The 13668-nt window shown below is 66.5% G+C and carries 9 protein-coding genes; 2 read left to right on the plus strand and 7 right to left on the minus strand.

The window, feature by feature from the left end; all coding sequences use genetic code 11:
- The first annotated feature begins 21 nt into the window (after positions 1 to 21).
- The gene (gene eccB, locus ACFC4D_RS07880) at positions 22 to 1500 is read left to right on the plus strand and encodes a type VII secretion protein EccB (RefSeq protein WP_376062173.1); all 1479 of its coding nucleotides are present in this window, start codon (positions 22 to 24) and stop codon (positions 1498 to 1500) included.
- A gap of 6 nt (positions 1501 to 1506) precedes the next feature.
- Here eccB and mycP read toward each other — a convergent pair whose 3' ends face one another.
- Both mycP and eccD read right to left on the minus strand, forming a co-directional pair.
- Positions 1507 to 2934 (minus strand): type VII secretion-associated serine protease mycosin, encoded by a 1428-nt coding sequence (mycP, locus tag ACFC4D_RS07885; protein ID WP_376062174.1) that lies wholly within the window; start codon positions 2932 to 2934, stop codon positions 1507 to 1509.
- A 55-nt stretch (positions 2935 to 2989) separates the two neighbouring features.
- A complete protein-coding gene (eccD, locus tag ACFC4D_RS07890) occupies positions 2990 to 4450 on the minus strand; it encodes a type VII secretion integral membrane protein EccD (protein ID WP_376062175.1) in 1461 nt (486 codons plus the stop codon).
- Between the two features lie 183 nt (positions 4451 to 4633).
- On the opposite strand from eccD, the gene eccCa reads away from it, so the two are divergent.
- Entirely contained in the window at positions 4634 to 8653 is a 4020-nt protein-coding gene (gene eccCa / locus ACFC4D_RS07895) for a type VII secretion protein EccCa (protein WP_376062176.1), read from the plus strand.
- An 82-nt stretch (positions 8654 to 8735) separates the two neighbouring features.
- Here the strand turns inward: eccCa and ACFC4D_RS07900 are convergent, their stop codons facing one another.
- The 5 genes from ACFC4D_RS07900 to ACFC4D_RS07920 all read right to left on the minus strand — a co-directional run bounded on the left by ACFC4D_RS07900 (position 8736) and on the right by ACFC4D_RS07920 (position 13611).
- On the minus strand, positions 8736 to 9038 hold the full coding sequence (locus ACFC4D_RS07900; protein WP_067561747.1) for a WXG100 family type VII secretion target: 303 nt from the start codon (positions 9036 to 9038) through the stop codon (positions 8736 to 8738).
- Between the two features lie 44 nt (positions 9039 to 9082).
- Positions 9083 to 9412 carry a WXG100 family type VII secretion target gene (locus ACFC4D_RS07905; RefSeq protein WP_364640723.1) on the minus strand — a complete coding sequence of 110 codons (330 nt, stop codon included), beginning with the start codon at positions 9410 to 9412 and terminating at the stop codon, positions 9083 to 9085.
- A 165-nt stretch (positions 9413 to 9577) separates the two neighbouring features.
- Positions 9578 to 10789, minus strand: a complete 1212-nt coding sequence (locus ACFC4D_RS07910; protein ID WP_376062177.1) for a hypothetical protein — start codon at positions 10787 to 10789, stop codon at positions 9578 to 9580.
- A gap of 16 nt (positions 10790 to 10805) precedes the next feature.
- The gene (locus ACFC4D_RS07915) at positions 10806 to 12020 is read right to left on the minus strand and encodes a hypothetical protein (protein ID WP_376062178.1); all 1215 of its coding nucleotides are present in this window, start codon (positions 12018 to 12020) and stop codon (positions 10806 to 10808) included.
- Between the two features lie 34 nt (positions 12021 to 12054).
- Positions 12055 to 13611 (minus strand): serine/threonine-protein kinase, encoded by a 1557-nt coding sequence (locus ACFC4D_RS07920; RefSeq protein WP_376062179.1) that lies wholly within the window; start codon positions 13609 to 13611, stop codon positions 12055 to 12057.
- Between the last annotated feature and the right edge of the window lie 57 nt (positions 13612 to 13668).

A 13668-nucleotide genomic window follows, 5' to 3' on the forward strand; every position in this document is an offset into this window, starting at 1 on the left:
ATCACTGGTCGGGGGAGTTTTATGCCTTCAAAACCGACGACGCGATGGCAGGTCAGCGGCTATCGCTTTCTGGTTCGCCGCATGGAACACGCCCTGGTGCGCAGGGACGTGCGGATGCTGCACGACCCGATGCGCTCGCAGAGCCGGGCATTCAGCGTCGGGCTCATCCTGGCGTGCGTTGCGCTCGCTGGTTGCGGAGTGCTTGCTCTGCTGCGGCCGCAGGACAAGATCGGGTCGAACAAGATCCTCATCGGCAAGGACACCGGCGCTGTCTACGTGGTCATCGACAATGTGGTGCATCCGGCGCTGAACCTCGCCTCGGCGCGGCTGGCGGCGGGGGAGGCCGCCAAACCGGCGACGGTGCGGGAATCGGAGCTGAGCAAGAAGCCTCGCGGGCAGCTCATCGGTATTCCGGGCGCGCCCGCCACGCTGAATTTCGAGGCCAAGAGCAATGGCCGGGGCTGGACCGTGTGCGATGTGCTCGCCAATGACGGCAGCCGGACCCTCACCACCTCGGTGCTCGCCGGTGATCCGGTGCTCGGTGAGAAGGCATCCGCGCTGGAATCGGGGAAGGCGCTGCTGGTGCAGGGGCGCGATCACACCTATTTGATCTACGACAATCATCGCGCCCAGTTGGATATGAACGATCGCGCGGTGGTGGACGCCCTCGATATTCGCGGGCACACCCCGCGCCCGATCAGCGAGGGTCTGCTCAACGCGATTCCCGAGGTGCTGCCCATCGTGCCGCCGCAGATCGCGAATGCCGGTGCCGCGCCGAACTATTCGATCGGCGACCATCGCATCGGCGATGTGGTGCGGGTGCGCACGGACAGCCGGAACTACGTGGTGCTCGCCGATGGTCTGCAACCGGTGTCGCCGCTGACCGCCGATATCGTGCGCAATGCCTACCGGTCCACGGCCGATGATGATCACATCGCGCAGGCCGATCGCACCGGAGCGCCGGTGTCCTCGGCGCTGCCGGTCGCCGACTATCCGGACCGGGCCCCCGGGATCGTCGACGGCAAGGATCAGCCGGTGGATTGTCTTGCCTGGCAACCGGTTCGGGCCGCCGACAAGTCCGATGGCAGCAAGCATGCCGATCTGACCGTGCTCACCGGCCATGCTGTGCCGATTCCCGATCGCGCCCGGCAGGTGCCGCTCGCACAGGCCGATGGCAATGGGCCGGAGGTGGATTCGTTCTATCTGAAGCCCGGTGCCGGAGCCTATGTACAGACCACCGGGCTGGAACCGGACAGTCAGCGGCGGGACAGCCTGTTCTTCGTCTCCGATTACGGTGTGCGCTACGGCATCCGGAATCTCGACGCCGCGAAAGCCCTCGGCATGGACCCGGAATCGGTGCGGCCGGAACCCGCGCCGTGGCCGATCGTCGGACTGCTCGCGTCGGGGCCGACCTTGAGTCGCGAGGCCGCGATGGTCGCGCACGATGGGGTCGCACCGGATCCGAATCCCGCCGGGGAACCGGTCAAGACGCAGAACTGAAGGGGCTCAGGCGTCGTCGGAGTGCACGCCGAAACGGCGGCGCAGCGGGAATGAGGCCAGGAAGCCGAGAATGCCCAGCAGGCAGACGATTCCGGTGCCGATGAGCGCCACATCGCGGGCGGTGTTATCCGGCTTCGGCGCGGCGGCGGGAATGGCCAGCTGCCGGTCCTTGGCGGCGCTGGGCTGTTTCGGCGGGAGGTCTTTCGGCGTTTCCGCGGTGAGCGCGGCGATGGGGTCGACCGCGCCGTAGCCGACATATGGATTCCAGCCCTCGCCCGGTGCGTGAGCGGTGGCCTCGATGCGCCTGATGATCTCGCGCGCGGGCATATCGGGGAACCGGGAACGCAGCAGCGCCGCGACGCCGGAGACATAGGGTGCGGCGAAACTCGTTCCGCTGTAACGGTTCACCTGACCCTGATTGGTGAACTTGGCGGTGGTCAGGCCGGGACCGCGCGGGTCGAGGGAGATGACATCCTCGCCCGGCGCGGCCACCCCGACCCAGGGGCCGGGCACGGTGAATTTCGACGGCTGGCCGAACGCGTCGATGGAGCCGACCGACAGCACGTACTCGTCCCACCAGGCCGGGGTCACGTACGAGGTGATGTGATTCCAGAGATCCTCGTTCGGATGCAGCGGATCGAAGCCCGGATTACTCGCCTTGCAGGTGTCGGTGTTGCCCGCCGACGTCACGATGACGACATCCTTGTCGACCGCCGCGTACTGCACGGCCGCGCCGAGCATGCCCATCTCGGTACTCTCGGGTTCCTTTGTGGGACAGGCGACCAGGGAGATATTGACGACGCGGGCCCCGGCATCGGCGGCGCGGCGAATGGCCGAGGCCAGGGCGGAGATCTTGCCGTAGCCGTCCGGCATATCGTCGGGGCCTTTGTCCCGGCCCGCGCCCTCGGCCTGATACATGGCGCTGGTCTGCCGGATGGTCATGATCCGGGCCTCCGGTGCGACGCCCGCGAAGCCCTCTCCCGCAAGCTGATTCGCGGCGATGAGACCGGCGACGATGGTGCCGTGCGCATCGCAGTCCTCGGTGCCGTCACCGGCATTGGCGACATAGTCACCGCCCGGGATGAGACCGGGCAGGCGTGGGTGCGGGGCGACGCCGGTATCGATGACCGCGACCAATTGTCCGGCGCCACGCGAGAATTGCCATGCGTGGTCGAGGTCCAAGGCGCGCTGCGTCGGTGGAATCGTGGGGCCGTCACCACCCGCCTGGGTGCTGATGCAGGGCGAATTCGCGGGATGCTCGGTCTTGCCCGGCGGTGCGGCCGGACCACCCGGCGGCAGCAGGCCGGGATTGATGGCCGGGGGCCGATCCGCCTGTGCGGCAACGGGCTCCACCACCGGGCCCGCCGCGATCGCCAGCACCGACGCAGCGCTGACCACGCGTATCGCGCGCGCCCGGAAGACCCTGACGTTCACGTGCTTGCCGCCCGCGACTTGTAGCCGCGATGTGCGCGAGGGCGATTCGATCCGCTCACAGCCCGCGCACCAGGGAGTAGAGACCGGTCACCCAGAAGACCAGGGGGACGACGGCGGCGACGAAGGCGTATTCGAGGAGTTCCACCGCGCGGCGCATGGGCGGGGTGGCCTGCCGGCGCGGGACGATGATGCCGAGTACCAGGGCGGCCACCAGGATCAGCAGTGCCAGGCCGAAGATGGTGAGCGGCTGGTGGATCAGGAAGGCCGCGCCGCCCAGCAAGATCAGCAGGATCGCCGTACCGCCCGCTATCAGGATCACCGCCTGTTCCGCGCCCGCGTAGGTGCGGCTGCGGAACATGAGGACGGCCGCGCACACCAGCGCGAGGGCCAGACCCGGCCAGTAGCGGTTGTCCGCGCCGGGATCGGTCGCGGCGAGCGCGCCGGCCGCGGTCACCAGTGTGGTGGCGGTGACCAATCCGGCCAGATATTCGCGTGCGCGCTGGGATTTGGCGCGCAGGGCGGCCATGGTCGGCAGGGCGCGGTGATCGTCCGGATCATCTTCGGTGGGGTCGATCGGGGTGCCGGGGGCGGGCACCGGCGGCAGCGGCAGTTTGGCCAGCAGCATGGAAAGCCTTGGGGCCAGGGACAATCCGGCCAGGCCGAGAGCGGCCGCACCCGCGCCGATGGCCTTGGTGGGCACATGGCCGAGCAGCCCGATCAGGCTCGCCGGGATGAGGTAGACCGCGAGGGTGGTCGCGCCGATGAACACCCCGAGGCCGACGCCGCTCACCCGCCACGCGAGAATCGCTGTGGCAGCGGTCAATACGGCCCCGAGCAGCAGATTGGCCCAGCCGTAATGATCGGGGACGAACAGCATGCCCGCGCTGAACGCGGCGGGTAGGCCGCAGCCGCCCAGCACCAGTGCGCTCGCGGTATCGGAGTACATGCGGCTCAGCACCATGCCGGAGATGACCAGCAGGACCGCGATGAACAGCGCGACCGTGCCGCTCACCCAGCCGGGGATGGCATCGGGTGCGGCGAGCAGGCCGAGACAGCCGGTCAGCATGGTCAGCACGGCCAGGATCGAACCGGTCAGCCGGGCCGTGCGCGGTGTCCAGCCGCGGAAATGATCGGCGTCCGCGATGGCGACGTTGTACATGATGTCGTCGAACAGCGGGGTGGGCGCGGTGTGCTCGGCGCTCTCCAGCATGAGCAGTTCACCGTCGTGCACGCCCTGTTCGGCCAGGCTGAGCGAATTGGAGAGCGGCGGGCGGCCGATGCGGGCCAGCACCCATTCGTGCGGTTCGAACTGTTCGCCGTCATTGTCGAAGTCATTGGCGAGGCTGTGCTGGGCGACCATATCGACCACGCTGGGAATGACCAGTGCCACCGGCACATCCACCGGGATGGCCATATCGACCTGGGTGTGCTTGGCGAGCAGGGTGACCCGGGCCAGATCGGGCGCACGAACCAGACCGCGCGCGTCGTCGATATGGTCCATGCGCTGCTGGGTCACGCTGCTGCCCCCAAACGGTCGGTGCGCTGATGTAGTCCTCATCGGCGCGCGGGAACACCGTGCCGCGCCGGCGGTATTTCTCGACTGAGATGCGTAAATGCTGCCCAGACTGTACGGCATCGAGGTCGCCGGTCGTACACTGAGCCCGCAATTCCAGACACGCGATGGGGGATTCCGCACGCGATGAGCACCGTCCGTTTCCAGCGCCGTCCACGCCGGGAGATTCCGCGCTCACCGGGCGGCGAGGTGACGCTACAGCCGCCGCCGGAGATTCCTCGCAACATTCCGGCGAACCTGTTCGGCAAGCTCATGCCGGTGGTCATGGGCGTCGGCATGCTCGGCATGGTCGTGCTCATGTTCACCTCGGGCAGCGGTCTCGCGAGCAATCCCATGAGCCTGATGTTCCCGATGATGATGGTCTTCTCCATGGTCGGCATGTATGCCGGTCAGGGCGGTAAAGGGCAGAAGGCCGCGGAGGCGAACGAGGACCGCAAGGACTATCTGCGCTATCTGGATCAGGTGCGCCGCGATGTCGAGGAGACCGCCGCGCAGCAGCGCGCCGCGGTCGAGTGGAGTCATCCCGAACCCGGGCTCATCTGGATGCTCGCGGGGACCACCCGCATGTGGGAGCGACGTCCCGGCGACAAGGATTTCTGCCATGCCCGCATCGGCCTCGGCGGCCAGCGTCTTGCCACCCGGCTGGTGGCGCCGGAGACCGGTCCGGTGGAGGAGCTGGAGCCGATAGCTGCGGTGTCGCTGAGACGCTTCGTCCGAACCCATTCGACGGTGCCGGATCTGCCAACCGCGCTCGCGGTGAAGGGCTTCGCGAGCGTGCAGCTCACCGGAGACCGGGCACAGGCCCGCGAGATGACGCGGGCAATGCTAGTACAGCTGGCCATGTTCCAGGGGCCGGATCAGGTACTCATCGCCGTCGTCTGCGGACCCGACACCGCCCGCGAATGGGAATGGGCGAAATGGCTGCCGCACAGCCAGCATCCGGACGCGCAGGACGGTGTGGGCAGCGAGCGCATGGTGTTCGGGTCCATTCGCGAGGCGCACGCGAGTCTCGCGCCGCTGCTGTACAACCGGGTGCGGTATTCGCGCAACCAGCCGCCCAATCCGAATCTGGTGCAGATCGTGCTGGTGGTGGACGGCGGACTGCTGGAGGCCGAGGAAGATCCGTTGCGGGAGAACGGATTCGAAGGCGTTACCATCGTCGACCTGTGCGGGTACGCGCCTCGACTGGCCGCCTCGCGCGGTATTCAGATGCTGGTGGAGAACGGGGAATGCGCCGGGCGCGGACCGTCCGGGGCCATGGAGCGGTTCGCCGTCATCGATCGCATCGGTGCGCGCGAGGCCGAACAGGCGGCGCGTCGGCTCGCGCCCTACCGGGCGGCCGTACAGCGCACCGGGGACTCCGGTGGTGAAGAGGGCGAGGTCATTTCGAGCTGGGCGCAGCTGCTCGGACTCGGCGATATCGGCACCTTCAATCCCGAGAGCGCCTGGCAGCCGCGCTACGGTCGCGAGCGGCTGCGGGTGCCGTTCGGCGTCGGCGCGGACGGGCTGCCGGTGGTGCTGGATATCAAGGAGGCCGCCGAGGGCGGTATGGGACCGCACGGGCTGTGCATCGGCGCGACTGGTTCCGGCAAATCGGAATTCCTTCGCACACTGGTGCTTTCGCTCATCGCCACGCATTCACCCGATCAGCTCAATTTCGTACTGGTGGACTTCAAGGGCGGTGCGACCTTCCTCGGATTGGAGGGCGTCGCGCACGTCGCGGCCATCATCACCAATCTCGAGGAAGAGGCCGATCTCGTCGAGCGTATGCGGGACGCGCTCGCCGGAGAGATGAACCGCAGGCAGGAAGTACTGCGCGCGGCGGGCAATTTCGCCAATGTCTCCGAATACGAGAAGGCGCGGGCCGCCGGGGCGGATCTCGATCCCATGCCCGCGCTGTTCGTGGTGCTGGACGAATTCTCCGAATTGCTCTCGCAGCACCCGGATTTCGCGGAACTGTTCACCATGATCGGACGGCTGGGGCGGTCGCTGCATGTGCACCTGCTGCTCGCCTCGCAGCGGCTGGAGGAAGGGCGGCTCAAGGGACTGGAGAGTCATCTGTCCTATCGAATCGGGTTGAAGACGTTCTCCGCCAATGAATCCCGGCAGGTGCTCGGTGTTCCCGACGCCTACAATCTGCCGGGCAATCCCGGCGGCGGTTATCTGAAATCCGATTCCGGGGAGATCGTGCGGTTCCAATCCGCCTATGTTTCCGGGCCTTATGCGGGTGTCGGCGCGCAACGTGAACTCGCGGCGGACGCCTTCGACGGCGATATCGACATCACCGCACGGCCGTTCACGGCCACCCATGTGGATTTCCGTGCGGAGGACCATATTCCGCTGCCGGTGCGGGCCGCCGAGTTGGAGTTGCCGCCGGAGGCCGAACAGGTCTCCAACCTGCAAATGCTGGTATCGCGGGTGCGTGAGCACGGGCGGCCCGCGCACGAGATCTGGCTGCCGCCACTGGATGCCGCGCCCACGCTGGATCAACTGGTGCCGCGCTCGGTGCTCACCGGGGACTGGAATCCGATCGCGCTGCTGCGCGCGCCCATCGGCATCGTGGACCGGCCGTACGATCAGCGCCGCGATCCCATGGTGGTGGACCTGTCCGGATCGCGCGGCAATGTGGCGGTGGTGGGCGGGCCGCAGTCCGGTAAGTCGACGGCCTTGCGCTCGCTGGTCATGGGAATGTCGTTGACGCACACCGCGGAACAGGCGCAGTTCTATCTGCTGGACTTCGGCGGCGGCACCCTGGTCGGGCTGGAGGGGCTGCCGCACGTCGGCACCGTCGCCAGCCGGATGGAGGGGGATAAGGTGCGCCGCACCGTCGCCGAGATGGTGACGATCGTGCGGCAGCGCGAGGCCCGATTCCGGCAGCTCGGCATCGAATCCATGGCGGAATTCCGGCGATTGCGGTCGGTGGCGGCGGCCACCGGCGCCGCGGCGGCCGGGGCGCACGAGGACCCGTTCGGGGACGCTTTCCTGGTGATCGACGGGTACGGCCCCTTCCGGCAGGAATTCGAGGCGCTGGAACAGACCGTCATGAACCTTGCGGTGCAGGGACTTTCGTACGGCGTGCACGTGGTGATCTCGCTCGCGCGCTGGCCGGAGGCGCGACCCGCGCTCAAGGATCAGATCGGCACCCGCATCGAACTGCGGCTCGGCGATCCGATGGATTCGGACCTCGGGCGCAAATTCGCGGCGCTGGTACCGCAGGGGCGGCCCGGTCGCGGTATGACCGCGGATCTGCTGCATATGCTCACCGCGCTCCCGCGCGTGGACGGCGACCCGAATCCGGCGACATTGGGAATCGGTGTGGCGCAGGCGGTTTCGGCTATTGCCGAACGTACCCCCGGCCGCCCCGCCCCGCGCGTTCGCATGCTGCCGGAGCGTCTGCCTCGCGAGGAACTGCTGGCGCTGGCACCGGCTCCTGGAAATGACACCGATCAGCCGACGCTGCGCTTCCCGATCGGCATCAACGAATCAGAGCTCGCCCCGGTGTATCTGGACTTCGCGACGAGTCCGCACTTCGTGATCATCGGCGATTCGGAGAGCGGTAAGACAACGCTGTTGCGCTCGATCGTTCAATCTATTTGCGCGAGCAATACTCCCGACCAGGCCCGCGTCATCATGGGTGACTACCGTCGCACCATGCTGGGCACCGTACCGCAGGGCTATCTCGCCGGATACGGTTCCACCGCACCGCAATTCACCAGGCAGATGGCCGATCTCGCGGCGTATGTCACCCAGCGCATGCCCGGCCCGGACGTCACCCCGCAGCAGTTGAAGGACCGCTCCTGGTGGAAGGGCCCGGAGCTGTACGTGATCGTCGACGACTACGACCTGGTCGCCACCGCCACCGGCAACCCCCTGCACGCCCTCGTCGATCACCTCGCACACGCCCGCGACCTCGGCTTCCACCTGATCATCGCCCGCCGCTCCGGCGGTGCGGGCCGCGCCCTCTACGAGGCGACGCTCAACCGCATGAAGGAACTCAACTCCGCGGCCCTGATCATGAGCACCAGCCGCGAGGAAGGCATCCTCTTCGGCAATACCCGCCCGTCCTTGATGCCCCCGGGCCGAGGCACCTACGTCACCCGCTCCGGCGAGGACCTCATCCAACTCGGCTGGCTGCCACCCGCCTGAGGTCGCCCCGACTTCCTCCCGCGACGACAGCGCGCCCCGACTTCTGTCGGGGCGCGCTTGTTGTTCTGCGGTGGAGCGGGATTCAGAACAGGCCCGCGAGGGCGATGTCCTTGGCCTGGAGTTCGGCATTGCCGGTGCGGACCAGGGTGCCGGCGCCGCTGAGGGTGGCGTTGAGCTGGGCGACGTGGGTGTTCCACATGCGCTGCATATCGGCGAAGGCCTCGTTGGTCGAGCCCTTCCAATTGTTGGTGACGAATTCCTCCACGCTGCGGTGGAAGGCTTCGAGCTGGTCGCGAATGTGCTCGGCACGGCGGATGACCGAGTTGGCGCCGTCGGCGACGCCTTCGAAGTGGGCGGAGATGACCTGGCCGTTGGCTGCTGCCATGGTGGTGTCCTTTTCGGAAGGAGAGGAAGGAAGTGGGGAGCGATCTAGACCGGGGGCAGGTCGAGGCTGGAGACCTGCGCGTTGATCTGGGACTTGTAGTCCTGGTCGTGCTCTTCGTAATTGGAGCCGACGCGGATCAGGTTCTCGGCGGTCTGCGCCAGCTTGTCGTTGAGCTTGTCGGCCTGGAAGTAGTACCGCTCCATGAAGGCGTTGAAGGCGTCCCGTGCCCCACCCTGCCAATTCGAGCCGACCGTCATGGCGTCCTCATCGCGCTTGAGATCCGCGATGGCGTGCATGAGCATGTCGTGGGTCTTCTTGAACTCCTGGGCCTTGGCCTGGATGAGCTCATTACTGGCTTCGAATGCACCGGCCACCGGTGCCTCCTTTCGATTGTGTACCGCACACTGCGCGAGCGGGAGACCTCGTACAACCTGATTAGACGGAAGTCACGGCCCGGCGGTTCCACCCCTGTTACAGCAATTCGCCAGCACACTACCCAAGGACCGGTCCCTGTGACCAGTGCGTACGTCACAAAGGGGTTACCACGTGCTATTGGCCAGCAATGCGTACTGGGCGTTCGCTCGCTGATGCACATCGGCGAGTTGGTCGCCTTCGACCGTCGCTACGTAGCGGCGATATGTCACCGCGCACCGGTAACGCTTGGTGTAGAAATTGTCCTTTTTCGTGCGTTCGCCACATATCGCATTCGGCAGCGCCGACGGTGCGCCGGTCGCCCCGGGATATGCCTTGGTCAGAATCAATCCGGTGAGTGCGCGAGCCTGTGCGGTATCGCGTGCTCGATACAGCAGCGTGGTATTGGACATCTCCGTACTGTTGGCCACGCGATCCACCCCGTTCTCGTCGAATACGTGCCGCCAATAGGCTTGATCCGTCAGCTGATTCAGGAATCCATGCGTTTCGGAGACGTACTGACTCGTGGTGTCGGGATTGCCCAGGCCACTGGGATTCAGGGTGCGCCGCAACATGTCGTCGGGGTCGTACGGCAGCCGCAGCGCGTCCTCCTTGCCCAGCGCCGCCAGCCCGTCCAGCAGTCCCAGCTGCACGTCGTACGCCCGTTCGGTGAGGGCGGTGAGCTGCGCCAGATCCGGTGCGGGCAGGCCGACCACCAGATCGACGACGTATTTCCCGCGGGCGAGCCGGGATCCGAGTGACGGTTGATCCGGTCGCCAATGTGCGTGCGCCGCCGGATATTTCGACAGCGTGACCGGCTGATTGGCCGCGGCGGCGACCCCGAAATCCGCCGCCTCCATCTCCCGCGCCGCCTTGTCCGCCGCCGCCTCGGTGGCGAATTGCACGACGGTGAGTGCCGCGAAAGTGATGTTATCGGGCAGCTTTCCGTCACTGTCGACCGATTTCTCGGCGGTGCTCGCGGCCGCCCCGAACAGCATGCCATTATCGGCCAGCACCGCTCGCGAGGATTTCGCGAGCAGATTGCCTTTGTCCGGATCGGTGAACGCCCGCATTCCCGTGCCGTAGGTCAACCGCGGATCGATATCCGAGCCGTTCGCCAGCTTATCGGCCAGCCGCATGGCCGCCAGATTGAAGCCCTTCCCCAGATCGGGGTAGTAGATGAACCGCTCTTCCAGTGGACCGGTGGCGTATTTGCCGACATCCAGTGTCCGCACATCGATTTCGCTCGGCTGCGCGGAACCGCCGATATTCGATCCGCAACCGGCGGTCAGGAGCGCGGCCATCAGCACTACCGCGCCGCGAATTCGACTGGTGCGCATTACAGTTACCCCCATATCAGTGCGCATTGACCAGTAGCGCGTATTGCGCGGCGATGCGCTGCTGTGCGTCCAGCAATTGATTGGCCGACACTTCCGCGGCATAGCGGCCGTAGGAGACGAAGCAGTAGTGCGCGATTATTCCCACACCCGGCCCGATATATTTGCGGCACTTGGCATTCGGCAGGTTCTTCGGGGATTCCACCGGCCGGAATCGGCGCGAGGTCGCGCTGTGCGCGTCGACGATCCGTGCCGCACCCGCCGCATCGCGCGCCCGGAAGAGGTAGTTGCCCCGCCATGCGACGCGGTCCACCCCGGCCTCGTCGAAGAGTTTCTCCTCATCCGCGCCCTGTACCAATTGGAGTCCGCCGTGCCGGTCGTAGATGCCGGGGATGCCCGCCTGCGAGGGATCGGCGAGCACCGTCGGCAGCGAGCGGGCCAGCACCCCGTCCGGATCCACCGGGATACCCAGCAATGCGTCCAGCGGGGTGACCGGGAATTTCGCGAGGGCGGGCGGGATCACATCCAGGCTGCGCCGCACGCGCGCCGCCATTTTCGTGAGATCGCGTTCATGGATTTCCGCCATCACACTGTCGAAGATATTGGTGAGAATGACGAATCTGCCGGTGGCGTACCAGGATCGGAACGGGCCGCCATTGCCCTTCTCGACCAGTGCGTACGCCGCCGGATAGCCGTCGATCGGCACCCGCTCCGCACCCGGTGTGCTGTCGAAGTCCGCCTGCCCGAGCACCGGCGCGGCGGCGCTCGCGGACTGCTCGTCGGTGAAGAGCAGCACGATATTCTCCAGCTCGTAGGAGAGCGAGATCTTCTCGTCGGATTTGCCGCTGGTCACGAATCCGCTCATGAATCCCGATGCGGCGGAATTCAATACGGCCGCATCGGCGTGCACCCGGTTGTGGATCGCGGCGGAGCTGAGATCGACGAAACTGCGCACCACCACGCTCATGGCCTGTGCGGGATACTTCACCTCGGGATCGACCTCGGACGGCAGCGGGATATAGCTCGCCAGCCGCAGCGCCTCCATCAATTTGGCGTGATCCGTGGACACCGGCTTGTCATAGAACTTCGGTGCGGTGGTGTTGTTACCCACATCGAGGGTGCTCAGATCCACCACCGGCTCCGCCGGTGCGGCCGTATCCGATCCGCAGGCGGCGGTCCCCGCCACCACCATCGCGATTCCGGCGGCCGATAGCGCGCGACCGAACCTTCCCATGGTTCCCCTCCCCGGCCCGTTATGCGGGCGCTCCCTATTTGATCTGGTTGTGCAGCACCGGGACCAGCTTGTTCAGCAGCATCTGCTCCGATTCCGGGGTCCAATTGCGCATGGCCGCGACGGCGGCCGCGTCGTCCAGCGTCACCACGACGGCGTGCGAACCGGTGATCTCACTGGGCAGCCCGAGCTGTCCACCGCCACCGGCCTTGTCATCGCTGCGGACGGCGACGATATAGGAATCGTCTTTCACCTTCAGCGAGCCGTAGCCGGCGGCGGGACGCGGTGAGGTCTCATCGCCTACGGGCTCGTATTCGGAGTTGTAGACGAAGCCCAGGCGCCCCATGAACTTCGCCTGTTCGGTCCCGGTCAGGTAGATGGCGTATTTGGCGGACAGCGTCCCCTGCGTGACGTCGACCAGGGTGATGGATTTGCCCGCGAACGCGGGATTATCGCTGCGCGCCTTGTCCATCGACATGGGCGCGGCGGTGGTGGTGACAACGGCGGCGGGTGTCGACGCGGGTTCGTCGTTATTGCCATGCAAGACGACCGCGCTGATTCCGATGGCCAGCGCCACCACGATCACCGCGGCCGCCGAGCCCAGATAGAGGGTCCTGCGCCCCGAATGATCGGCCGAACCGGGTTCGGAAGGTGCTGTGCGGCTTGTTGTTTCATCACTGCGCCCGAACAGCCCGGATATGGCGACCTGAATCGGATGGGTCGGTGAGGTGTTCGTCGACACCGGATTGTGCCCGGGGGTCAGCGCATTCGCGGCCGCCTCGGTGAATTCCCTGGAGCTGTCGAAGCGTTCGGCCGGATTCTTGGCCAGGGCGCGCTCGAGCACCTGGTCCAGGGCGGCGGGCAGCTGCGGGTTCACCGTCGTCACGCGGGGCGGCGGTTCGTGCAGATGTCCCATCATCACCAGCGCGGGCTGGGTTGCCGGATAGGGGTTCTGGCCGGTGATCAGCTTGTAGAACGAGCAGGCCAGGCTGTACAGATCGGAGCGATGATCGAGCGGCTCCCCGGAGAGCTGCTCCGGCGACGCGTAGGCGATGGTGGCGACGAAACTGCCGGTCTGGGTGAGCTCGACGGTGTCATCGGTGGATTTGGCGACCCCGAAATCGGCGAGCAGCGCGCGCTCGTCCTCCCCGTCGACATGCGACAGCAGGAAGTTGGCGGGCTTGATATCGCGGTGCAGCAGGCCCTTTCGATGCGCGTAATCCAGTCCGCTACCGACCTGGCCGATAATGCTCAGTGCGCGAAGCGGGTTCATGGCGGCCGGATCGCGTTTGAGTTCCGCGGCGGCATCGGTGCCCTCCACGTACTGCATGGCGATCCAGAGCTGACCGTTCTCCTCGCCGCGATTGTGCACCGCGACGATATTCGGATGATCCAGTCCGGCAACGAGATTGGCTTCGCGTTCGAAGCGGCGGCGGAACTCCCCGTCGCGGGACAGATCGGCCGAGAGCACCTTGAGCGCGTCCATGCGCGGCAGGCTCGGATGTTTGGCGAGATAGACGGTGCCCATCCCGCCGGAGCCGAGTACGCGCTCGATCCGGTAACCGCCGACGATGACGCCCGGACTCATCGCCATGGCTGGAACCCCCCGATCTGACTGCGGCTACTGCACGCCGGAGCTTACTTGCGGGAG

The sequence above is a fragment of the Nocardia sp. NPDC056000 genome, from assembly GCF_042269265.1.
Classification (GTDB): domain Bacteria; phylum Actinomycetota; class Actinomycetes; order Mycobacteriales; family Mycobacteriaceae; genus Nocardia.

Bases quoted from the DNA above. Each gene is read 5' to 3' on its own strand.
- ACFC4D_RS07910 (WP_376062177.1), bottom strand. From the start codon at position 10,789: ATGCGCACCAGTCGAATTCGCGGCGCGGTAGTGCTGATGGCCGCGCTC.
- eccB (WP_376062173.1), top strand. From the start codon at position 22: ATGCCTTCAAAACCGACGACGCGATGGCAGGTCAGCGGCTATCGCTTT.
- ACFC4D_RS07920 (WP_376062179.1), bottom strand. From the start codon at position 13,611: ATGGCGATGAGTCCGGGCGTCATCGTCGGCGGTTACCGGATCGAGCGC.
- eccCa (WP_376062176.1), top strand. From the start codon at position 4,634: ATGAGCACCGTCCGTTTCCAGCGCCGTCCACGCCGGGAGATTCCGCGC.
- ACFC4D_RS07915 (WP_376062178.1), bottom strand. From the start codon at position 12,020: ATGGGAAGGTTCGGTCGCGCGCTATCGGCCGCCGGAATCGCGATGGTG.
- ACFC4D_RS07900 (WP_067561747.1), bottom strand. From the start codon at position 9,038: ATGGCAGCAGCCAACGGCCAGGTCATCTCCGCCCACTTCGAAGGCGTC.